Raw genomic sequence first — 23,297 nt, forward strand, 5'->3', positions numbered from 1 at the left:
GGAATCGAAATGGCAAAATTAGATTGTGTAACGTATATTGAGGAAGTAATGGACGAGGCTCATTTAGAATTTGATTGGATGGTACAATGGAATAAACGCCAAACAGCAGTTGAAATTTTTTGTTCTATCTTTGCAGAAGTTGACTTAGCAGAGACTGTTATCGAAGATGTAGAGGGCACCGTTACGGAAAATGATATTATTGAATTTGAAGATGCTATCATTTTCTATGACCCTAAAAAAACGACATTGGATTTAGCAGACTACTTAGTAGCTATTCCATTTGATAGTAAAAAAGGGATAGAAAAAGGATTAATTGATGCTGTGATTAAACAATTACGCATTGTGATGACAGAAGGACAATCAGACTTATTAGATTTTGCAACAGATCCAACAATCGAAACATTTGAATTGAACTGGAATGAGGCAGACTTTAAGGGAACCCTTGAAACGTATCGTGAAACAGGACGATACAACACTGAATTGGCAGCATATCCTAAATTTTAAAAAGCGTTGGAGGAATGAAACATGAAATGGACAGAAGTGAGTGTATTAACAGCAAGCGAAGCGGTTGAAGCCGTTTCGAATATATTAGTGGAAGCAGGAACAAGCGGTGTATCAATTGAAGATCTTTCTGATTTTGAAAATACACCAGACGATGGATTTGGTCAAATTTGGGCATTAGATGAAGCGGACTACTCAAAAGAAGGGGTCGTCATTAAAGCCTATTTTCCAGAAACGATTTTCTTACCAGAAATTTTACCAAGCATTCAGCAACGAATTCTTGAGTTGAAAACCTTTGGCTTAGATATTGGACCAAATGAAGTTAAAACAAGTGAAGTCAGCGATACAAGTTGGGCAACGGCTTGGAAAAAATACTATCATCCATTGCAAGTAACGCGTTTTATGACAGTTGTTCCAAGCTGGGAAGAATACACACCTAAATTTTCTGATGAACGTATTATTCGTCTCGATCCAGGTTTAGCCTTTGGAACAGGAACACATCCTACCACACGTTTATCGATGCAAGCATTAGAAACATCGATTGTCGGTGGCGAAACGATTTTAGATGTAGGAACAGGTTCTGGTGTGTTAAGCATTGCCAGTAAAGCGCTAGGAGCAGGAAATGTCTACGCGTATGACTTAGATGAAGTAGCTGTTAGAGCAGCAAAAGAAAATATGGATTTAAATGACTATGCAAAAGAAGTTCAAGTTGCAGCGAATGATTTACTTAAAGGTATTGCAATTGAAGCAGATATTGTTATGGCGAATATTTTAGCTGAAATTATTTTATTATTAATTGAAGATGCGTGGCGCGTGTTAAAACCAAATGGGTTGTTTATCACTTCTGGAATTATCGATAGTAAAAAAGATACGGTATTAGAGCAGTTATTAGCTCAGGGATTTGAAATTGAACAAGTTCAACAAATGAAAGATTGGTTTGCTATCATTGCTAGAAAACCGTTGGAGGAAGACTAAATGCAACGTTACTTTCTTGAAGAATCTCTTTCCGATTACCAAACACAGCCAATTGAGATAGAGGGAGAACAATACCATCATATGGTGCGCGTAATGAGGATGAAAGAAGGGGAGACTGTTTTTCTAGTCTTACCTAAAGGTCCCTCCTTTATTGCAGAAATTAAAAAAATTCAATCGGATAAAGTCATTTGTAAATGGCTTTACGATGAAGAACAAACAAAGGAATTGCCAGTTGAAGTCGCAATCGTTAGTGGCTTGCCAAAAGGTGATAAGCTAGAATTGATTGTCCAAAAGGGGACTGAGCTTGGAGCAAGCGAATTTATTCCTTTTGCAGCAACCTACTCCATTTCAAAGTGGGAACCTAAAAAAGTTAGCAAAAAAATTCAACGTTTAGAAAAAATTGCCTTAGAAGCAGCAGAACAGTCTCACCGAACGCAAGTCCCAGTCATTTCAACCGTTCTTTCTTTAACCGAGTTGATCGCTAAAAGTCGCTCATATGATGTCTGTTTAGTGGCATATGAAGAAAGTGCCAAACAAAGTGAAGGTAGCCAATTTGCCACAGCCTTAAAAAAATTAAAGCCTGGTGAAAAAGTCCTACTTGTTTTTGGACCAGAAGGCGGGTTATCTGAAAAAGAAATTGCCAAACTTAGTGAAGCTGGATTTGTTTTATGCGCATTAGGACCACGGATTTTACGAACAGAAACAGCTCCTTTATATGCACTATCTGCAATTTCCTATCAATTAGAACTCAATCACTAAGAGTTGATAAACGCATATAGGTTCAAGTATAATAAAACTATAAAATAACAGAAAGTAGGAATCGATATGATAGAAAAATTAAACAAGTACATTGATCATACCTTACTAAAACCAGAGGCTACGGAAGATCAAATCAAACTTCTTTGTGAAGAAGCGGTACAATACGATTTTATGTCAGTCTGCGTGAATCCAACTTGGGTTAAAAAAGCAACAGCTTTTTTAGAAGGTAGTCAAGTAAAAGTCTGTACGGTTATCGGTTTTCCTTTAGGAGCTAATACACCAGAAACAAAAGCATATGAAGCTACTGATGCGATTCGTAATGGTGCAACAGAAGTTGATATGGTAATTAATATCGGTGCACTAAAAGATCATGACGATGAACTTGTATTACGTGATATAAAAGGCGTTGTGGATGCTGCCAAAGACCAAGCACTTTCAAAAGTGATTATTGAAACAGCACTTTTGACGGAGGAAGAAAAAGTAAGAGCATGTGAACTTGCTAAGAAAGCAGAGGCAGATTTTGTTAAAACATCAACTGGTTTTTCAACTGGCGGCGCCACTGTTGCTGATATTCGTCTAATGCGTGGAACGGTTGGACCAGAAATGGGTGTCAAAGCAAGTGGTGGAGTTCGTAGTTTGGAAGATGCAATAGCTCTTATAGAAGCTGGTGCAACTCGTTTAGGTGCTTCAAGCGGTGTGGCAATTATGGAAGGACAAGTAGCTACAACGGACTATTAAGAATATCATCAAACTCTTTTAAAACACATTTTTAAAAGAGTTTTTTTCTTTGGAAAAACGCTAAAAATTATTATTCTGTTTGAATTTAAGAGAAATTAAAGTTATAATTAATAAAAGTGTAAAAAGTAAAGAAGCGCTCTTTTTGAGCGCTTCTTTTTACAACAAGCCTAACGATAAGTCGTTGAAGGCCCTACTTACAAAAAGAGGAAAAGAAGGTGACGTTATGCCCAAAAATAAAGATTATTCTGCTGGTGAAGTAATCGCATTGACCACAACTTATATGAACAGTAGCCATGTGGCATTTGTCAAAAAAGCATGTGATTATGCGACTCATGCTCATGAAGGACAATTTAGAAAATCAGGAGAGCCTTACATTATTCATCCGATTCAAGTAGCTGGAATTTTAGCAGAACTAAAAATGGATCCTGCAACCGTTGCAACTGGATTTTTACATGACGTTGTAGAAGATACCGATATGACCTTAGAAGATATTTCAAGAGAATTTTCACCAGAAGTAGCCATGCTAGTAGACGGAGTCACTAAATTAGGGAAAATAAAATACAAATCTCATGAAGAGCAGCAAGCTGAAAATCACCGTAAAATGTTATTAGCAATGGCGCAAGATTTACGTGTGATTATGGTGAAATTAGCCGACCGATTGCATAATTTGCGTACTTTAAAACACCACCGTCCAGATAAGCAACGAAGAATCGCCAATGAGACCCTTGAAATATACGCACCATTAGCTCATCGATTAGGGATTAGTCGTATCAAGTGGGAGCTAGAGGATACTTCCTTACGCTACTTAAATCCACAACAGTATTACCGAATTGTTCATCTAATGAATTCTAAAAGAGAGGAACGAGAGGCTTATATCGCAGACTCTATTGCCAAAATTCAAGAATCGGTAGATGAGTTAAATATGAAAGCTGAAATTTATGGGCGTCCAAAACATATCTATTCCATTTATCGTAAAATGAAAGATCAAAAGAAACAATTTAATGAAATCTATGATTTACTTGCAATTCGAGTAATGGTGGATTCTATCAAAGATTGTTACGCTGTTTTAGGAGCAATTCACACACGTTGGAAACCAATGCCAGGGCGTTTCAAGGATTATATTGCCATGCCAAAGGCGAATATGTACCAGTCACTACACACCACAGTGATTGGTCCCAATGGAAATCCTGTTGAAGTTCAAATTAGAACCTTTGAAATGCATCAAGTAGCCGAGTTTGGGGTAGCCGCGCATTGGGCGTATAAAGAAGGCATCACTAAAAAAGTCGACAACGATCCAGTTGGAACGAAATTAAGTTGGTTTAGAGACATTATTGAGTTACAAGATGAAGCTAATGACGCAAGTGACTTTATGGAAAGTGTAAAAGAGGATATCTTTAAAGACAAGGTATATGTCTTTACACCAAAGGGCGACGTTAGTGAATTGCCATCAGGAGCAGGTCCTTTAGATTTTGCTTATAACATTCACACTGAAATTGGCAATAAAACAATTGGAGCTAAGGTGAATAGTAAAATTGTTCCTCTAAATTACAAGCTTAAAAATGGCGATATCGTTGAAGTGATGACGTCGCCAAATTCATTCGGTCCAAGTCGAGACTGGGTTAATTTAGTATCCACAAGTAAGGCGAAAAATAAAATCAAACGTTTCTTCAAATTACAAGACCGAGAAGTGAACATCGACAAGGGTCGCGACATGGTGGAAAAACAATTACAAGAAATGCAATTTACACCAAAAGACTTTCTAACAAAACAACACATCAAAGAACTTTTGGAACGGTTTAACTTTACAAGTGAAGACGATTTATTTGCAGCGGTAGGCTATGGAGAATTAACGGCCTTAATTATCGCAAACCGTTTAACAGAAAAAGAACGTCGTGAACGGGATCTTGAAAAACAAACGCAAACCATGAATCAAATGGATAAAAAGACCAAAAAAGAGCCAGAAAAAATGAAAGTTCGTCACGAAGGTGGCATTGTGATTCAAGGCGTTGATAACTTATTAGTTCGGATTAGTCGTTGTTGCAGCCCCGTACCTGGAGATAAAATCGTTGGCTATATTACGAAGGGACGAGGAGTTTCAATCCATCGTGCAGATTGTCCGAATATCAAAGGCGCAGATGATATCGAGAATCGATTAATCGATGTGGAATGGGAAGATGCGGCTTCAAAAGGCCATGACTATGATGCAGAACTTCAAGTAGAAGGCTATAATAGAACAGGCTTATTAAATGAGGTTCTGCAAGTTGTAAATAGCATGACGCGAAATTTAACAAGTGTCAATGGGAAAATCGATAACAATAAAATGGCAACAATTACGTTGACGATTGGCATTCAAAACTTAAACCAATTACAAAAAATTGTAGACAAAATTAAAACGATTCCAGATGTGTACAGCGTTAGACGGATGACATCTTAAAAGTGGAGGCGATGAGTTGAGAGTTGTAATTCAACGAAGTAAAAAAGCAGAAGTTGCCATTGCGGGAACGGTAGTAGGAGAGATATCAAAGGGATTAGTCCTATTAGTTGGCATTAACGAAGAGGATACTCAAGAAGATGTGGACTATTTAGTAGGAAAAATAACGAAGATGCGTATTTTTGAAGATGAAAATGAAAAAATGAATTTAGCTATTACCGATGTAGCTGGCGCAATTTTATCAATTTCACAATTTACATTGTTTGCTGATACAAAAAAGGGCAACCGACCAAGTTTTATAAAAGCAGCCAGACCAGAACAAGCAATTCCTTTATATGAAGCGTTTAATCAAGGTTTGAAAGAAGCTGGGATTACTGTTTCAACCGGTGAATTTGGCGCCGATATGCAAGTCTCGTTAGTGAATGATGGCCCAGTTACAATCCTGCTAGACAGCCAAGCAAAATAAAAAAAGGATTTGATCCACGGATCAAATCCTTTTTTATTATTTTTTAAAGTATTGATTTAAAGATTGAACAATAGTATTTGAAATTTTTTCCCGATAACTGTCTGTATTGATCATCGAACTATCTGTTGTGTTATTAACATAGCCTAGTTCTAACAATAAAGCAGGTTGGGTGTTTTCTCTTGTTACTTGGAAATCACCAAAACGCACACCATTATTAGGTAACGGCCCATTAGCCAGTCCATCATTGACTACTTTAGCAAGAGCTTTATCACGTTCATGGTAATAATACGTGGTTGTTCCGCTTCCGTCATTTGCGTTTTCTGTTGAATCATAGTGAATACTAATAAAGACATCAGCTTTTGCTTGATTACTAATAGCCGGGCGTTGACGAAGACTCACACTCTTGTCTGAATCACGAGTTAAAATAACGTTGGCACCAACAGCTTTTAATTTAGCAGCTAATGTTTGAGCCGTTTTTAACGTGGCTTCTTTTTCGTAAAACGTAGTGGCTTCTGCCCCAGGATCATCTCCGCCATGACCTGCATCAATGACGACTGTTGCTTCAGCTAACGAAGACACATTTGCCAGCGGTGCAGAAGAAGTATCCGCTGATAAATCGACTAACCAACTAGCGACATACCCATCTATACCAGCATCATTTCGAATATGGTACCAATCCCCACTTGTTCCAACATAGTCAAAATTTTGACCTTTGGTAGCAGTGGTGACTAAACTAGAAGTTGTACCCGGTGCACTTCGAATATTAGCTTCTTCATTTCGAATTGTAATAGTCTTGATTGAAGCTGATTTTTCATCGGTTGTACTAACAGTCGTTGGAGCTTCTTGTTGAACAGAAGCTGGTTTTACATCGATGAATTTTGAATTAATCCAAGCTACTTGTTGATTGTATTGAATCTGGGTCCATCCATTTTCTTGATACAATACGGTTAATTCGGTTCCTTTTGTAACGGAACCAATAATTTCTGACTGATCGTTACTTTCACTTCTTATATTGATTTTTTCTCCTGTAACGGTCCCCATGGTATTCGTAGCAGCACTGATTTCAGTATTGTTTACAAGCCAGCTTGCAACCCAACCGATTTTATCATTGCTTAAGCGTACTTTATACCAATTGTTTTTTTCTTCTAAAATATTGACTCGATCTCCAGCACCGATTTGGGTCATTGTATCATAAGACAACCCTGGTCCAGTTCGTACGTTTACTACAGCAGCGTCAATTTTAATGGTACTATAATTTGCTAAGGCCATTGTAGCAAAAGCAGTGAGGCTAATTAATAGAATGAAAAAAAATAAAAAAGTCTTTTTATGTTTCCTAGGCATTGTTGTCTGTTCCATTCATTTATCCACTACTTTCTACTTATCCAAATCCATCAAATTCTAAAAAATGATTTCCCTTTAATTATAGCAATACTTCCTAGTAATTAGCAATTTTTTTAGATGAAAAATAACAAAAATTTAGCGAATTCTCAAAATAGTTTATAAAAATTGCGGATAATCTCTTGACAAGGGGAGGTGTTTCTTGTAATCTTGTTATAATCTAATAAGTTACCTGATGAAAGAAAAAGTAAACAAAATTAGCGAGTATAAAGAGAGGATCTTCGATGGCTGAAAAAGATTCCCGTAATTTTGATTGAAAGACACTCTGGAGGGTTAGCAGTGCAAAGCTGTTACGTTTACGAGCGTTAATCGTTGAGGAAAGCATCCATTGCTTTCAAAAAAAGGTGGTACCACGGTCTAATTCATTTCGCTCGTCCTTATTCTATATAGAATAAGGGCGGGCTTTTTTTATTTTACAAATAGCATTATTCAACTAATTATTATCTAAGGAGTGTTTTAAAAATGGCAATTCAAAGACCAAAAGGCACAGCAGATTTATTACCAGGAAATTCAAAAAAATGGCAATATGTGGAAGAAATTGCACGTATGATTATGAGAGACTACCAATTCCATGAAATGAGAACACCAATTTTTGAAAGTTATGATTTGTTCTCACGTGGAGTAGGAGAAACCAGCGATATTGTTTCCAAGGAAATGTATGACTTTATGGATAAAAAGAATCGTCATATGGCCCTTCGTCCAGAAGGGACAGCAGCAATCGTTCGTGCATTTGTTGAAAATAAATTATTTGGACCAGAATTTGCAAAACCATACAAAGTGTATTATATGGGGCCTATGTTTCGCTATGAACGTCCACAAGGCGGTCGTATGCGTCAATTCCACCAATTAGGTGCAGAAGTATTTGGTAGTGATAATCCAGCAACAGATGTTGAAACAATGGCATTGGCAATGGATATTTTCAATCAACTAGGATTAAAAAATATTAAATTGGTTATTAATACATTAGGGGATAAAGAAAGTCGTGATGCCTATCGCGCGGCGTTGATTGCATTTTTAGAACCTCATTTTGATGAGTTGAGCCATGACTCACAAGTTCGCTTACACAAAAATCCATTACGTGTATTAGATAGTAAAGATCCAAAAGATAAAGACATTGTCGCAAATGCTCCTTCTATTTTAGATTTCTTAAATGAAGTATCCGCAACTTATTTTAATTCCGTGAAAACTTTATTAGAAGCGTTAGAGATTCCTTACGAAATTGATTCAAACATGGTCCGTGGCTTGGATTACTACAATCACACTATTTTTGAAATTATGAGTGACGCTAAGAGTTTTGGAGCTATTACAACGCTATGTGCAGGTGGACGTTACAACGGTTTAGTCGAAGAAGTTGGCGGACCTGAAACCCCTGGATTTGGTTTTGGAATGGGCTTGGAACGGTTAATGTTAGCTCTAGAAGCTGAGGAAATTGAAATTCCTGATTTGGATGAGTTAGATGTGTATGTGGTTGGCTTAGGAGAAGAAACCAATATCGAAACCTTAAAATTAGTTCAAACGATTCGTGAATCAGGTTTTTCAGCCGAGCGAGACTATCTAAATCGAAAAATAAAAGCACAATTTAAAACAGCAGATAAATTAGGTGCTAAAGTTGTAATTACTATTGGAGAAGAAGAACTTGCAAATGGCGAAGTGAATTTCAAAGTGATGAAAACTGGGAAACAAGAAAAAGTGTCATTAAAAAATATTTACCGCGATTTTGACAAAGTCTATAATTTACAAACAACAGATATGACGGCATTTAACGAATTTTTTAACAAAGACTAAAACCAACTAAAAAAGGAGCAACTCAAATGGCAAAACGTACAGTTTATTGTGGGAAAGTTTCAGAAGATTTATTAGGAGAAGTTATTACAGTTAAAGGTTGGGTGCAAAAACGTAGAGATTTAGGTGGCTTAATCTTTATCGATTTGCGTGACCGCGAAGGCATTATTCAAGTTGTTTTCAATCCAGATTTTTCAAAAGAAGCACTAGAAATTGCCGAAAATGTTCGAAGTGAATATGTCCTTGAAATCACAGGGAAAGTTGTAAATAGAGATGCTGCAGTCATTAACAAAAATATTGCAACAGGAATGCTCGAAATTGAAGCAAATGAAATTACGATTTTAAATAAAGCTAAAACGACCCCATTCTACATTGAAGATGGCGTCAGCGTTTCAGACGATAAAAGAATGCAATACCGTTATTTAGACTTACGTCGCCCAGAAATGACTAAAAGCTTTATTTTACGTCATGAAATCACTAAATCCATTCGCAACTATCTTGACAACACTGGTTTTATTGATATTGAAACCCCCTATTTAACGAAATCAACTCCCGAAGGTGCAAGAGATTATTTAGTCCCTTCAAGAGTACATCCAGGCCATTTTTATGCATTGCCACAATCCCCACAACTATTTAAACAGTTACTGATGGGAGCTGGATTTGATCGTTATTACCAAGTTGTTCGCTGTTTTAGAGATGAAGATTTACGTGGCGATCGACAACCTGAATTTACACAAATTGATATTGAAACGAGTTTCTTAGAAGCCGATGAAATTCAAGGGTTCACAGAACAATTATTGAAAAAAGTAATGAAAGAAACAAAAGGCATTGAGATCACATTGCCACTTCCACAAATGGGGTATGACGAAGCGATGAGCCGATATGGTTCAGATAAGCCAGATATTCGTTTTGATTTAGAATTAATCCAATTAAGTGAGATAGTAAAAGAGTCTAGCTTTAAAGTCTTTAGCGGAGCTATTGAAAATGGTGGTGAAGTAAAAGCGATTAATGCCAAAGGGGCAGCTAGCAAGTACTCAAGAAAAGACATTGATGGCTTAGGAGAATTTGTTGGCAGATACGGTGCGAAAGGTTTGGCTTGGCTAAAAATGGAAGAGGATGGCTTAAAAGGCCCAATCGCTAAATTCTTTACTGAAGACGCAGAACGCTTAATTGCGGCAACGAATGCAGAACCAGGTGACTTATTATTATTTGTAGCCGATAAAAAATCAATTGTAGCCGACGCTTTAGGAGCCTTGAGAAATAAACTAGGAAAAGAGTTAGAATTAATCGATGAAACTAAATTTGCTTTTCTTTGGGTCATTGATTGGCCACTATTGGAATATGATGAAGAAAATGGCCGCTATTCAGCCGCACATCATCCGTTTACAATGCCAAAAGAGAGTGATATTGAAAAATTAACAACGAGTCCGGGAGAAGTTTACGCACAAGCTTACGATATCGTTTTAAATGGGTATGAATTAGGTGGAGGGTCTCTTCGTATTCATACAAGAGAGCTGCAAGAGAAAATGTTTGCAGCGTTAGGATTCTCAAAAGAAGAAGCAGAAGATCAATTTGGTTTCTTATTAGAAGCATTAGACTATGGATTCCCACCACACGGCGGAATTGCTCTAGGTCTAGATCGCTTAGCGATGTTATTAGCCGGCAAAGAGAATATTCGTGAAGTGATTGCATTCCCTAAAAATGGACGTGCAGCAGATCCGTTAACATCAGCACCAAGTGTTGTTAGCGAAATGCAATTAGATGAATTATCCATTGCAACAACAAGAATTGAAGAAGAAATAACCGAAGAAGAATAAAAAAACGAGTCTTGTGAGAAATGAAAACATTCTTACAAGGCTTTTCTTTCATTAAGAGAATACATTTTAGGATAAAGCTTGTAATGTGTCTTGAAATTTGTCAAAATAAAGAGAATAAGAATTTAAATGAATAGGGGAGGAATAGAAAATGAATAAAAAAAGATGGATCGCAGTTGTTTCTGCAACTATATTATTTGTAGCATCAATTGTTGCAACTGGGGTTATGGAAATTTCAAAAAAGAATGCAAGTTCTACAAATTCAATCAATGAATTATCTTCAATGTTTGGCGGAACAGACCCACTTTCAGAAAATGTCATTGAGTCGGGTAAAGCCAATCAACGAATTGTCTTATTAACGATTGAAGGAACAATTTTATCAAATGGGGCATCGGGTCTGTTTAATACAGCTAGTTATGACCACCAATTATTTATGAATGAATTGCAAAGCATTGAAGATGACGACTCAATCAAAGGAATCATTTTATCTGTAAATTCACCAGGTGGTGGAACGTATGAAAGTGCTCAAATTAAAGATAAATTAGTAGAAATTAAAGAAAAAACAAAGAAACCCCTTTATGTGTCGATGAAAAATACAGCTGCTAGCGGTGGGTACTATGTATCTGCAAATGCTGAAAAGATTTTTGCTACAGATGAAACTTTGACAGGTTCAATTGGAGTGATTATGTCTGGTTCAAATTATAGTGGACTGTTTGAAAAATTGGGCATTAGTGACACAACAATTAAAAGTGGTGAATTTAAAGACATCGGTTCCGCTAGCCGTCCAATGACAGAAGGCGATCGTGCGATTTTGCAACAAATGATTGACGATTCTTATAGTCGCTTTGTAAATGTTGTTGCTACAGGTCGTCACATGGATGAATCTCGTGTGAGAGAATTAGCAGATGGTCGAATTTATGATGGGGCACAAGCCAAAGCAGCTGGTTTAGTAGATGAGATTGGTTACCAAGAAGATGTCATTAAAGCGATGAGAAAAGATTACAACTTAAAAGATGCAGAATTATTTGAATATCAAGCAGCTAGTCCAAGTTTATCAAGTTTATTCACTTCAAAAGCAAGTCAATTGATCGCACCAAAAAGTTCAGTGGTAAGCGAATTAGATGGTATGATGAGTAAATTTGGAACAATCAATTCTCCTAAAATGATGTATTTGTACGGAGGTGAGTAACATGCCAAATGATTTCTTAGATAAAAAAATTGATGGAGAAATTGATGAAACAAAACACTTTGATTTAAATGATTTTCAAAAGGAAATCGAAATGGAGGAATTTGCTCAATCCTTGAATCGTCCTGTTGTCGAAGAAGAAGCAAGCAATGCGACGGATCAAGAGGAGATACCCTCACGAACGAAGGAAATTCTTTTTGATTTAGAAGCTGAAAAAATGAAAGAAAAAGAATTAGCATTAAATCGTGAGATTAGAAGACAGTATAGTCATGAAAAACAGCGGGAAGAAGAGTTAGCTGAAAAACCGTATCACCGCTATCCAAGTTATTTTTACACTGGATTTTGGTTGCGATTCTTTGCTTATTTAGTGGATTTAGTTGTAGTCGGGAGTATCGGAAGAATTTTAGTAGATCCTATTTTTTCAGCTTTTCAATTAGAAAAATCGACAGTACCGTACTCTCCTTATGCATTAGCACATCTTGCAGTTTTTCTGCTGTATTTTATTTTAATGACGAAACTAAGCAATGGCCAGACGATTGGGAAAATGATTTTTGGCATACGTGTAGTTTGTTTTAGAGAAGAAAATTTAAGTTGGGCAACCGTTATTGTAAGAGAAGGTTTTGGGCGCTATTTAATGCAAGTTTGGTTCTTTATGTATGGATTATATTTAATTCTATTTTTTAATGAACGCAAACAGCAAGCAGCAGATTTATTTTGCGACACTAGTGTAGTGACTGAAAACCTAGTCAAGGCAAGTCAAGTAACAGTTGCAAATTAAAAAAGTATGCTTGAAATGGGAATGCAACTACTTTTTGACACAATTTAAAAAGAGCCACTCATTAAGTCCTCTTTTTTGCGGTAATCTACTGGTGAAAGACAAGCTAACTTCGTTAAGACTTGTTTGTTATTCTAGCATGTTTAGACTTTAGTGAGGAACGAAACGATTCTATTAGTGCGTTATCTGTGGATGTCTATTTACGGGACATCCACAGATAATGTTTTTTTATGGGTTGCTTAAAAATTTTTTTGAAGTATAAGTTGAACCTCGATCATTATGCAACATTGCTCTTTTTGGAAATTTTTCAATGTGATTTTAAGGTATCTACGGCTAATTTAGTATCTGGATAATCTGAAATTTTATAGGTGACAATTTCAGCAGTAAGAAAGCGTTTAGTAAGTTGAATCTTTAATTCAACAGGATAACACTTATGTTTTGACATTAGAAAACAACTCTAAATTTGAGGTGCTCTTTTATAGTTGTATCTATTTATAGTGGCAGTTCTCAAATAAAGTCTCCTTTTTTTTAAACCTTGAAATTAAGCAAAAGAAAATAAATAATTTGTACTTTTTAGAAATATCACATACAATGATTAAGAGTACAATGGGAAAAGGGAGAAGTGAAAAAATGGTTTTATTAGGAAGTCACGTTTCAATGAGCGGAAAAAAAATGTTGCTAGGATCAGCTGAAGAAGCAGCCAGTTATCAAGCGGATACATTTATGATTTATACAGGAGCTCCACAAAATACTAGAAGAAAACCAATTGAAGAAATGAATATTCCACTTGGTCAAGAGTATATGAAGGAGCATCACTTATCTAATATCGTGGTTCATGCCCCGTATATCATCAATTTAGGAAATACCATTAAACCAGAAAATTTTGGTTTTGCAACAGAGTTTTTACGGCAAGAAATTGTTCGTGCAGAAGCATTAGGCGCAACTCAAATTACGTTGCATCCAGGAGCACACGTTGGAGCAGGGGTAGATGCTGGGCTTGCCCAAATCGTTAAGGGACTTAACGAAGTCTTACACAAAGATCAAGTCGCTCAAATTGCATTAGAAACAATGGCAGGAAAAGGGACTGAAATTGGACGTTCCTTTGATGAGTTGGCTCGAATTATTGATGGCGTGACACTTAATGACAAATTATCTGTCACATTTGATACATGCCACACCAATGATGCAGGTTACAATATCCGTGAAGATTTTGACGGAGTTTTGGTAGAATTTGATAAAATTATTGGCTTGGATCGCTTGAAAGTAATGCATATCAACGATTCAAAAAATCCACAAGGTAGCCACAAAGATCGCCATGCCAATATTGGATTTGGTACAATCGGTTTTGACGCCTTAAATAAAATTGTTCATCATCCAGAATTAAAAGAGTTAGCTAAAATTCTAGAAACGCCTTATGTTGGTGAAGAAAAAAAAGACAAAAAAGCTCCTTACGGTTATGAAATTAAAATGCTCCGTGAGCAAAAATTCAATCCGAATTTGTTAGAAGATATTTTGAATCAAGTTGGATTTTAACGTAAAAAGACTCTTTTAAGAGTCTTTTTTTACTGGAATCAGCATAGTATAGCTACCGAAAGAAGGATATCTGTGTCATAATGGAACTAAGAGGACAATGAAAGGTGGAGGGGGAAAATGAAAAAATATTTAGTTGGTTTTATTGTCATTATTGGAATAGGGCTCGCTTTTCCAAATCAGGTAGCAGCGGATCGTTCCTATACAATTGATCAATATGATGTTGACATTCAATTGCAAAAAGATGGCAGTGCAAACTATGAAGAGCGGATTTTGTATCAATTTGACGGAGCCTTTAACGGTGTTTTTTATGATTTAAATTTAACAGGTAGACGCAATGATTCAGACATTTCAGCTGTGGAAGTTCGAACACAGCCATTTAAAGGAAAAGAAACAGCGCCTTACAAAGAAAATTCTTCAGGGGAAAATCAAACCTATCAACTGACAAAGAACAATGGAATCGCTAAGTTTAAAGTATTCAATCAAGTAACAAATGCAAAACAAACGGTGATTTATCGGTATCATTTAAGGAACGTAGTAACCAACTATCGGGATATAGCAGAACTAAATCAAATGGTTATTGGAAAAGAGTGGCAAGACACACTAAATAATGTTCAAGTAACGATACACTTACCTGAAGGAACAACTAGTGGCGATTTACGAGCGTGGGCACACGGCTCCTTGAATGGAAATGTAAAATTAGAAAATAATCACACAGTTCGGCTAACAAGTAATAAGAATCCAGCGAATAGTCCTATTGAGGCCAGAGTTATCTTTCCTACATCCATCACCAGCGACAATCAAAATAAAGTAGACTCGAATCAATTAGATAAAATTCTTTCTTCAGAAAAAACAGCAGCAGAAAACGCGAATAAAAAGCGGAAAACAGTGATGGGTGTTAGTTACAGTCTTGCGGGGCTTGCTGTTATTATTTTAATTGTGGGTTCATTTCATGTTCGAAAAATAGCTAAAAAAGAAAAATTTTCACTTTTAGTTCCAGAGCATCTGTATGACATTCCAGTGGATATTACCCCTGCGGTGATGTATCACGCGACAACGAATCAGTTGCCACGAACAACGGATTTAACGGCAACCATCATGGATTTGGTTCGTAAAGGTCAGCTCACAATTGAAGAAATAGAAATTGACATTCCAAGTATAAGACGAAATAAAAAACGTGAAAAAACCTTCTTAATTAAAAAAGTGACAACGCCTAAACCCGTTCAGTTGCTTGAACATGAACGCTATTTACAAACATGGTTGATTGAGGAAGTTGGAAATGGACAAGAAGTAACCTTAAAACAGATTGAAGATTATGGGAAAAAAGATGTTAAAAAAGCAGAAATTTTCACGAAAAAATATTCAAACTGGCAACAAAAAGTAAAACAAGCGTCGATTAATTTAGGCTATATCAAGTCAAACAGTCAAAAAGCGCTTGCTGTTGCGATGACTTATGGAGTGGTCTTAGTTTTACTTGGCATAGGGACAATACTAACGATGTTGATGTTAAATGGCTTTTATCCAATAGTGGCAGTAGCTGTTAGTGTGGCAGCAATTCTTAGTTTTGTTCAATGGATTGGATATTTTCCAGTCCGTACTTTAGAAGGTGAGACAGCGATTAAACAATGGGCTGCGTTTAAACAGATGCTAAAAGACGTTAGCAATTTGAAAATGGCAGATGTTGGTTCGGTAATTTTATGGGATCATTTCCTTGTATATGCGATTTCATTGGGAGTTTCAAAAGAAGTCATTAATGCTTTAGCAGTCCAATTTCCACAAGCGGACTTGGGAACGATGAATGTAGGGCATTATTATCTATATGGAGCTGCTTGGAATATGGGAGCCAATGGTGCCTTTAATCATGCCTTTGAAAGTAGTTTTACGAATGCAATGGGCAGTGCGATTTCAAATTCAAGTAATGCCAGTGGAACTGGCGGAGGATTTAGTGGCGGTTCTTCAGGAGGATTTGGTGGTGGAGGCGGAGGCGCTTTTTAGTCAGTGATCACGCCTGAAAAGATTCTTTGTTCGTGAAATTTTATGAAGTTTGATCTGTTTTTTCTCTGACGGTCAATCGCTAGCCTTTAAAGTAAAAAGCAAAATTTTTATCCACTAGGATGCTTTACAAACTAGTGGATTTTTTTTATACTATAAGTAACTAGTAGGTAAAACATACTAGCGGTTAAGGAGGGTGTTTTTTTGAAAGAAACGCAATTACTAAAAGGGGTATTAGAAGGTTGTGTCCTGTCAATTATTGCGGATCATGAAGTTTATGGATACGAACTTGTTCAAATATTAAAAAGCTATGGTTTTACTACTATTGTTGCAGGAACTGTTTATCCTTTGTTACAAAAATTAGAGAAACAAAAGTGCATAAAAAGTAAAACCCTTCCTTCCCGTGATGGTCCTGACCGTAAGTATTTCTTCATAACAAAAGAGGGGCTACTATCTTTACAAGAATTTGAAAACCAGTGGAAGGGGTTAGTTAACAAAGTAAATCAAATTGTACGATCAGAAAGGACATCTATAGATGAACAAAGAAATAAATCATGCTAAACAATGGTTTTTAAAAAACAATCGTCTGCGAGAACAACTAACTAATGAAAATAAAGCATACTACGAAAAATTACTACTTTATATTCGAACAGCTGGCATTTTTTATGAGGAAGAGGAAGTTGAGCAGTTGTTATATGCAATTTTAAGTGATATTGTAATGGCACAAGAAAATAACGAGACCGCAGTTGATTATTTTGAGGAAAATCCTAAAGAAATGGCAAATTTGATAATTTTGAGACTAGAAAAACCTAAATTTAAAAAGAAATTGACAATAGCAGGGAATGTTTTTTTGATTAGTTCATTTTTTTATTTAATCGGAAATTTTTCAATGGCTAAAGTCAATTTTAATCCGATTCTTTTTTTCTTGCAGGGAATTTTAAGTTTTATCGTTGTTTATTTCACTTTTTTCTACATCCATAAAAAAGTGTATTTAAATGATTTTCCAACTAAAAAAAGTTTGCTAGTGAATACTTTTTATTTAGGATTGATTGGTTGTTGTGTTATCGGGTCTTTTATTTTGACTGATTTAGTTACGCCTCCCAATCTAATTGTTACTATTTCTAATCCATTTCATTTTATCCTTATTGGAATTTTGACGATCGTTGGTGCAAGTTATATAGGTTTAAAAAAGTTAAATAAGTAGTTGTCGAGTCTCTTTATTGCTGGAAATTTGGCTGATTGAATCGACAAAAAGAGCATTGTCTTTTGAGAAAATGCTCTGCAATAATAGCTTTAGTAGCTGTTCAATTCATTTCGTTTAGGCTCTTTTTTTAGCTAACCTTCATCCTCACTCATTTTAAAACCGACGCCCCAAACTGTATCAATATAAGTCATTTGCGGGTTTGCTTTTAATAACTTAGCACGTAAATGGCTAATATGTACATTGATTGTTCCCTCAGTACCAACAAAAGAATGAACTTTCCAAACATAACAAAAAATTTCCTTTTTTGTAAAAACTTTTTTAGGATTTGACATCAGAAAGGACAAAATATCAAATTCAGAATTGGTTAAGTGAATTTCTTTACCTTGAATATACAAGCTACGATTTTCAGGATAAATAATCAAATCTTTATGTTGAATCATTGTTTCTTTTTTTTCAAAAATAATGGGCTGTGTTCTTCTTAAAGCAACTTCTATTCGTGTCAATGAAAGTTCAATATCGGAAGGGTCTGAAATAAAATCGTCAGCACCATCTTTTAATATACTGATTTTTGATTGTTTGTCCCAAGACTCAGAAAGGACAATAACAGGCATTTGATCAATGCTGTGAATTAAATGCAGACTTTTTTGTACTTGGTCTAGGGAAGACAAACTTATTAAAACTAAATCAAATTCAATTTGTTCAATAAATAATTTTAACTCATCACTGCTGGATGTTTTTTTTACTAGATAGCCTGTTTTTTTTAATTGATCTACTAAGCGATTAGTTGTATTTTGTAATTCTTCAACGATTAAAATCTTTTTCATGTAAGCCTCCTAAGTGATTCTAAGTATCTTACTATAGTATACTTTATTTAGAAGTATTTTTATGGAGATACTACATTTTTCTTATTCTTTTTTTTCCGTTAATTGAATATAATTAAAAAAAGTAATATTATTCCTTGAGTTAAAGAAATAAATTTTTCTTTTTTTTTTTTCCTAAAACGGTTATTATGTAATAGAAGCAGAAAGATCGTTAAGAAATTTAAATAGAAAAGAGATGATCATCATGGAACATGAACAAAATAAGCTAACACTAAAAATTGCAAAAGGTTTGAGATTTATCTTGAATGTCTCATTGTCTATCCTGGGACTAGTCCTTGCTTACTGCATTGCAAAAGAAGTGGTCTATATCTTTTTGATGATTGCTAAATCTGGATTTAATGATTATTATGTTTTAATCCAAGAAGTCCTCGTCTTTTTCTTATATTTCGAGTTTATTTCATTAGTAGTAAAGTATTTTGAATCAAATTATCATTTTCCGTTGGATTACTTTATCTACATTGGCATTACAGCGATTGTCCGTATTATTATTACGGATCATGGCAGTCCTTGGGATACCTTGATTTTAGCGTGTGCAATTGTCGTATTATTAATCGCGCTCGTAATTGTCAATCGACATAAACTGGATGATAAGCGGTAATTAGCTAAAAGATAGGTCTTTGGGTGGATTTACTTTGATTAGAAATAGTGTAACATTAAGAACATTAGCAGTGATTACTTCTAGTGTCACTATAAAAAGAAAGAAGGAATGAAAATGAAAAATTGGATGAAAATTGTTATTGGAATTGTGATTGCAGTTGTAATTTTAGTAGTCCCATTTGCAAGTTCTTATAATGGGTTAGTTAGTGCTGAAAGTGAAGTAGATGCTCAATGGGCAAAAGTGGAGTCAAAATTACAACGTCGTTATGATTTAATTCCGAATCTTGTTAATTCTGTTAAAGGTAGCATGACTCAAGAAAAGGAAGTTTTCGGAAAGATTGCAGATGCTCGTTCAAAATTAAGCAATGCTTCAACAACGGATGACAAAGTTCAAGCAAATAATGAATTAGATTCTGCAGTGTCTCGTTTATTAGTTGTTGTTGAAAATTATCCAGATCTTAAATCAGACAAAAATGTTCAAGCGTTGATGGATGAATTAGCTGGAACGGAAAATCGAATTTCAACTGAACGCGATCGTTACAACGATACTGTTAAAACTTACAACAATAAAGTTAAAAGATTCCCAGGATCAATCGTAGCTAAAATGAGCGGATTTGATTCTAAAACTTATTTTAAAGCAGTTGAAGGAGCTCAAAATGCTCCAAGTGTCAACTTTGATACGAAATAAGCGATTAATGGGAAAGGAGCTGTTTGATTGTGAAGAAGGGATCTAAAAAACTAAGTCTCTATTTGCTCGTAATGGCAATGGCCTCATTTTGTTTAATACTGTTTCCCAAAATAAGTCAGGCAGCAGTTACTTATCCAGAAGCGTCCAAAGCCTTTTATGTGTATGATGAAGCGTCTATTTTATCGCAAACCACCAACAAATTTATTGTTGATGTAAACAAACATTATGAAGAAACAAAAGAAAAGCCTCAAATTGTTGTAGCAACAGTCAATAATTTACAAGGTTTAACGATAGAAGAATATGCCTCTCATTTATTTGAAAAATGGAAAATTGGAAACAAAGCAGAAGATAATGGCGTCCTTATCTTATTTTCAAAAGAAGACCGTAAAATTCGATTTGAAGTTGGTTATGGTTTAGAAGGAGCACTAACGGATAGTGGAACAGGGCAGATTTTGGATCGCAATATTGAGTTATTAAAAAGCGATCAGTTTGATGAAGCATTAAAACAAATTTTTACTGAAACAGCGTTGAAAGTCAATAAAGAATATGGATATAAAGACGATACGATTTTTGCTGGTTATGCAGTAGATGCGTCTGATTACAAAGAAGAAGACAGTCAAGATTCTCCGTTTTCTATTGTGACCATTTTATTCATTATTATTCTAGCTGTCTTTTTCTTTGGAGGCGGCGGAAGTAATGGTGGATCTGGTGGTAGACGAAGGGGAAATAATGTCAGTACAGCGCTACTTTATGGATTGTCTAGCGGCATTTTCAGAGGTGGCGGAGGCTCATCTGGCGGAGGTTTTGGCGGTGGAGGGTCTTTCGGAGGCGGAGGAAGCTCTGGCGGTGGAGGCTCTAGTCGAGGATTCTAAAAATATAAAAAAAGCGAGCTAAACAATTATTGTTTAGCTCACTTTTTTTAATTATCGTAACTCATATCATTTAGTTGTAACGTATTTAAAATAATAGCTGCAGTTTCTTCAATTGAACGATTCGAAACATTAATAACAAGGCAGTCCAATTTATTGTATAAATCTTGTGCAAACGCCAGTTCATCATCAATGCGCTTCATATCAGAATAAGCAGTATCTGGGTTTAAACCATAAGCAATCATTCTTTCACGACGAATCGAATTTAAAATTTTCGGATCATTGGTTAATCCAACGATTTTTTTCGGATTTACTTTCCACAATTGATCAGGAATATGTGCTTCAGGCACGAGTGGTAAATTCGCAACTTTTAAATTTTTATTGGCTAAAAACATACTTAAGGGGGTCTTTGATGTTCTAGAGACACCTAGTAGAACAATATCAGCCTCAAGAAAACCTTTTGGGTCTTTGCCGTCATCGTATTTTACAGCGAATTCAATTGCGCTGATTCGATGGAAGTAATTATCGTTTAGTTGATGTAACGCTCCAGCTTCTTTTGTAGGCACAGCGCCTGTTCGTTTTTCAATTTCTTCAATCACAGGGTTTAATAAATCAAAACAGTACAAGTTATTTTCTTTACAAAATTGATTTGCAGCAGAACTCAAACCGTTTGTGATTAACGTATGAAGAATCATCGCATTTTCTTCTTTAGCTTTTTCTAAAATTGAAATAAGAGTGTCTTCTCCTCGAACAAATGGATAGCGGGAAACATCCACTTCTAAATCAGGAAATTGTGCTAGGGCTGCTTGAATCAGTTTATTGGCTGTTTCTCCAACAGAATCAGAAATAATGTATACATATTGCTCTTTTTTACTCATAATAAACTCCTTTGTTAAAAAATAATGTGATACTTCATTATACCTTATTCAAACGAACTTTAAAATAAAAGAAAAGACCTATTCCGAGGTAGAATAGGTCCAATAAAAGGACATAAAATTGAGGTGTTTTATGTCTATGAGGTATATATTGTACTCCAAGTGGAGGGACAAACAAATTAAGTTAAGGCACAAATCAATGCGGCGGTTTCTTCAATCGCACGATGTTCGACATCAATGACTTGAATGCCTAATTGTTGATAAAGTTCATTTGCAAAAGCGAGTTCTTCTGCAATTCGTGTTTCACTGGAATAGCTTGCATTTTCATTTAAGCCAAGTGTGCGTAACCTTGATTTTCGAATTTTCATCAAGGAATGAGCGCTACTGGTTAACCCAATGATTTTGGCTGGATCTATTTCAAACAATTCTTTTGGCACGGCAGCTTCTGGAATAATCGGAAGATTTGCCACTTTAAAATTATTATTTGCTAGATACATACTTAAAGGTGTTTTTGAGGTTCTTGAAACACCCAGTAAAACAAAATCTGCTAGTAAAAAGCTTCGAGGGTCTTTGCCGTCGTCATACTTTACTGCAAATTCAATCGCAGAAACTCTGCTAAAATAATGCTCGTCTAACTTATGAAGAGCACCAGGTTCTTCTAACGGGGACGTTCCTGTTTTAGCATGTAGAACACGAGTAAGCGGACTCATCACATCAACATAGGATAATCCTGTCTCTTTACAAAAATCTACTACAAGACGTACAAATTTTTTTGAGACCAAAGTATGCACGATAATGCCATTTTCTTTTAATACTTCATTTAAAATATCAAGTAACATTTTTTCATCTTCGATAAATGGATAGCGTCTGATGTCTGTTAATTTAAGTTCTGGGAACTGAACCAATACGGCAGAAACGACTTTTTGAGCGGTTTCGCCTATAGAATCAGATAAAATATAAATAATGGGTTGTTTGCTCATAAATAGTGAACTCCTTCGAGGGTACGTCTTATTTCTTCATGTGTATCGCTTCATCAATAAAATGTTTTAAGACTACTGTTTTAGAAACTTTTCCGATCACTAAAGCGGGGTTATCTTTACTCACAACCGGCAGAGAATCGATTTGATGTTGAATGATTTTATATCCAGCGTCTAAAATTCGTTCGTCTTCTTGAAGGGTCACGACATTTGGCATTCTTGTCATAATCATCGCAACTGGAACTTGATTTAGTGAGGTAGTGGAAATTGTACTACGCAATAAGTCTTTTCTTGAAATAATTCCAAGCAAGACTTGATTTTCTGTTACGTACAGGGTTCCAACATCATGCATAAACAACATAGTCACGGCGTCATTTATGGTTGCCTCTTTTTTTATCACAACAGGTGGAACCATAATTTCGGAAATGCTTTTTTCATATAAATCCTCAAATAGCAAAGGTTCAAAATTTTGACCTGCAAAGAAATAGCCAACTTTAGGCCTAGCATCGAGAATTCCTGTCATGGTTAAGATCGTTAAATCTGTTCGTAAAGTTGGTTTTGATAAACACAGTTGTTTTGCAATATTATCGGCACTAATGGGTTCACTGTCTTTCACGATCTGGATAATGTTCTTTTGACGTTCTGTTAGCTCCATTGTGCACCTCGATTCTTAAGTGTTGCTTATACAACTTATTATATAGTAGGTCACAAATAAAATCAATAAGACGTGTTAATTGATTTAATAAACGGATAAATAGCGTTATTCCAAAAAAATAATTTCCACACTTCTTTTAAGTAAGCAAATTTGCTAATTGAGGGTGAAATAGGGTATAATAATCAAGAAGAATGTAGATGGGAG

23 protein-coding genes are annotated in these 23,297 nt (G+C 35.6%); 17 read left to right on the top strand and 6 right to left on the bottom strand.

The genetic code is table 11. The features are described from left to right. Positions 1–9 precede the first annotated feature (9 nt). The 6 genes from CDIMF43_RS07770 to dtd all read left to right on the top strand — a co-directional run bounded on the left by CDIMF43_RS07770 (position 10) and on the right by dtd (position 5,870). On the top strand, positions 10–504 hold the full coding sequence (locus tag CDIMF43_RS07770) for a DUF3013 family protein (RefSeq protein WP_034569947.1): 495 nt from the start codon (positions 10–12) through the stop codon (positions 502–504). Between the two features lie 21 nt (positions 505–525). Further along, positions 526–1,476, top strand: a complete 951-nt coding sequence (gene prmA / locus CDIMF43_RS07775) for a 50S ribosomal protein L11 methyltransferase (protein ID WP_109841675.1) — start codon at positions 526–528, stop codon at positions 1,474–1,476. Then, on the top strand, positions 1,477–2,235 hold the full coding sequence (locus tag CDIMF43_RS07780; protein ID WP_109841676.1) for a 16S rRNA (uracil(1498)-N(3))-methyltransferase: 759 nt from the start codon (positions 1,477–1,479) through the stop codon (positions 2,233–2,235). It begins immediately after the preceding gene. Between the two features lie 66 nt (positions 2,236–2,301). Further along, positions 2,302–2,973 (top strand): deoxyribose-phosphate aldolase, encoded by a 672-nt coding sequence (deoC, locus tag CDIMF43_RS07785; protein WP_109841677.1) that lies wholly within the window; start codon positions 2,302–2,304, stop codon positions 2,971–2,973. Positions 2,974–3,196: 223 nt separating this feature from the next. After that, positions 3,197–5,407, top strand: coding sequence for a RelA/SpoT family protein (locus CDIMF43_RS07790; protein ID WP_074402827.1), 2,211 nt, complete (start codon positions 3,197–3,199; stop codon positions 5,405–5,407). A gap of 16 nt (positions 5,408–5,423) precedes the next feature. Beyond that, positions 5,424–5,870: a D-aminoacyl-tRNA deacylase gene (gene dtd, locus CDIMF43_RS07795; RefSeq protein ID WP_109841678.1), complete on the top strand. Its 447-nt coding sequence runs from the start codon at positions 5,424–5,426 to the stop codon at positions 5,868–5,870. Between the two features lie 36 nt (positions 5,871–5,906). On the opposite strand, the gene CDIMF43_RS07800 is transcribed toward dtd, so the two are convergent. Further along, positions 5,907–7,226: an N-acetylmuramoyl-L-alanine amidase gene (locus CDIMF43_RS07800; protein ID WP_109841679.1), complete on the bottom strand. Its 1,320-nt coding sequence runs from the start codon at positions 7,224–7,226 to the stop codon at positions 5,907–5,909. A gap of 504 nt (positions 7,227–7,730) precedes the next feature. Here CDIMF43_RS07800 and hisS point away from each other — a divergent pair. From hisS to CDIMF43_RS07820, 4 genes are all read left to right on the top strand, one after another. Then, the gene (gene hisS / locus CDIMF43_RS07805; protein WP_109841680.1) at positions 7,731–9,053 is read left to right on the top strand and encodes a histidine--tRNA ligase; all 1,323 of its coding nucleotides are present in this window, start codon (positions 7,731–7,733) and stop codon (positions 9,051–9,053) included. A 26-nt stretch (positions 9,054–9,079) separates the two neighbouring features. Further along, entirely contained in the window at positions 9,080–10,867 is a 1,788-nt protein-coding gene (gene aspS / locus CDIMF43_RS07810) for an aspartate--tRNA ligase (protein ID WP_074402823.1), read from the top strand. A gap of 148 nt (positions 10,868–11,015) precedes the next feature. After that, entirely contained in the window at positions 11,016–12,053 is a 1,038-nt protein-coding gene (sppA, locus tag CDIMF43_RS07815; protein ID WP_109841681.1) for a signal peptide peptidase SppA, read from the top strand. A 1-nt stretch (position 12,054) separates the two neighbouring features. Next, a complete protein-coding gene (locus CDIMF43_RS07820) occupies positions 12,055–12,828 on the top strand; it encodes an RDD family protein (protein ID WP_109841682.1) in 774 nt (257 codons plus the stop codon). A gap of 304 nt (positions 12,829–13,132) precedes the next feature. Here CDIMF43_RS07820 and CDIMF43_RS13615 read toward each other — a convergent pair whose 3' ends face one another. Beyond that, entirely contained in the window at positions 13,133–13,270 is a 138-nt protein-coding gene (locus tag CDIMF43_RS13615) for a hypothetical protein (protein ID WP_162532925.1), read from the bottom strand. Positions 13,271–13,455: 185 nt separating this feature from the next. On the opposite strand from CDIMF43_RS13615, the gene CDIMF43_RS07825 reads away from it, so the two are divergent. The 4 genes from CDIMF43_RS07825 to CDIMF43_RS07840 all read left to right on the top strand — a co-directional run bounded on the left by CDIMF43_RS07825 (position 13,456) and on the right by CDIMF43_RS07840 (position 17,551). Then, positions 13,456–14,358, top strand: coding sequence for a deoxyribonuclease IV (locus tag CDIMF43_RS07825; protein ID WP_074403108.1), 903 nt, complete (start codon positions 13,456–13,458; stop codon positions 14,356–14,358). A 117-nt stretch (positions 14,359–14,475) separates the two neighbouring features. Beyond that, on the top strand, positions 14,476–16,350 hold the full coding sequence (locus CDIMF43_RS07830) for a DUF2207 domain-containing protein (RefSeq protein WP_109841683.1): 1,875 nt from the start codon (positions 14,476–14,478) through the stop codon (positions 16,348–16,350). A 201-nt stretch (positions 16,351–16,551) separates the two neighbouring features. Continuing rightward, entirely contained in the window at positions 16,552–16,908 is a 357-nt protein-coding gene (locus CDIMF43_RS07835; RefSeq protein ID WP_074402819.1) for a PadR family transcriptional regulator, read from the top strand. After that, a complete protein-coding gene (locus tag CDIMF43_RS07840; protein ID WP_109841684.1) occupies positions 16,883–17,551 on the top strand; it encodes a DUF1129 domain-containing protein in 669 nt (222 codons plus the stop codon). Before CDIMF43_RS07835 ends, CDIMF43_RS07840 begins: the two co-directional genes overlap by 26 nt. Before the next feature lie 131 nt (positions 17,552–17,682). Here CDIMF43_RS07840 and CDIMF43_RS07845 read toward each other — a convergent pair whose 3' ends face one another. Then, positions 17,683–18,375, bottom strand: a complete 693-nt coding sequence (locus tag CDIMF43_RS07845; RefSeq protein ID WP_109841685.1) for a response regulator transcription factor — start codon at positions 18,373–18,375, stop codon at positions 17,683–17,685. A 241-nt stretch (positions 18,376–18,616) separates the two neighbouring features. Here CDIMF43_RS07845 and psiE point away from each other — a divergent pair, with 241 nt between their 5' ends. From psiE to CDIMF43_RS07860, 3 genes are all read left to right on the top strand, one after another. Then, positions 18,617–19,030, top strand: coding sequence for a phosphate-starvation-inducible protein PsiE (gene psiE, locus CDIMF43_RS07850; protein WP_109841686.1), 414 nt, complete (start codon positions 18,617–18,619; stop codon positions 19,028–19,030). 114 nt (positions 19,031–19,144) lie between these two features. Then, on the top strand, positions 19,145–19,717 hold the full coding sequence (locus CDIMF43_RS07855; protein WP_109841687.1) for a LemA family protein: 573 nt from the start codon (positions 19,145–19,147) through the stop codon (positions 19,715–19,717). A 29-nt stretch (positions 19,718–19,746) separates the two neighbouring features. After that, the gene (locus CDIMF43_RS07860) at positions 19,747–20,589 is read left to right on the top strand and encodes a TPM domain-containing protein (RefSeq protein WP_109841688.1); all 843 of its coding nucleotides are present in this window, start codon (positions 19,747–19,749) and stop codon (positions 20,587–20,589) included. Between the two features lie 47 nt (positions 20,590–20,636). Here CDIMF43_RS07860 and CDIMF43_RS07865 read toward each other — a convergent pair whose 3' ends face one another. The 3 genes from CDIMF43_RS07865 to CDIMF43_RS07875 all read right to left on the bottom strand — a co-directional run bounded on the left by CDIMF43_RS07865 (position 20,637) and on the right by CDIMF43_RS07875 (position 23,093). Further along, positions 20,637–21,464 (bottom strand): pyruvate, water dikinase regulatory protein, encoded by an 828-nt coding sequence (locus CDIMF43_RS07865; RefSeq protein ID WP_074402813.1) that lies wholly within the window; start codon positions 21,462–21,464, stop codon positions 20,637–20,639. A 176-nt stretch (positions 21,465–21,640) separates the two neighbouring features. Further along, positions 21,641–22,441 (bottom strand): pyruvate, water dikinase regulatory protein, encoded by an 801-nt coding sequence (locus tag CDIMF43_RS07870; protein WP_109841689.1) that lies wholly within the window; start codon positions 22,439–22,441, stop codon positions 21,641–21,643. Positions 22,442–22,469: 28 nt separating this feature from the next. Next, positions 22,470–23,093, bottom strand: a complete 624-nt coding sequence (locus CDIMF43_RS07875) for a helix-turn-helix transcriptional regulator (RefSeq protein ID WP_074402811.1) — start codon at positions 23,091–23,093, stop codon at positions 22,470–22,472. Positions 23,094–23,297 lie beyond the last annotated feature (204 nt).

This window comes from Carnobacterium divergens, from assembly GCF_900258435.1.
GTDB lineage: Bacteria > Bacillota > Bacilli > Lactobacillales > Carnobacteriaceae > Carnobacterium > Carnobacterium divergens_A.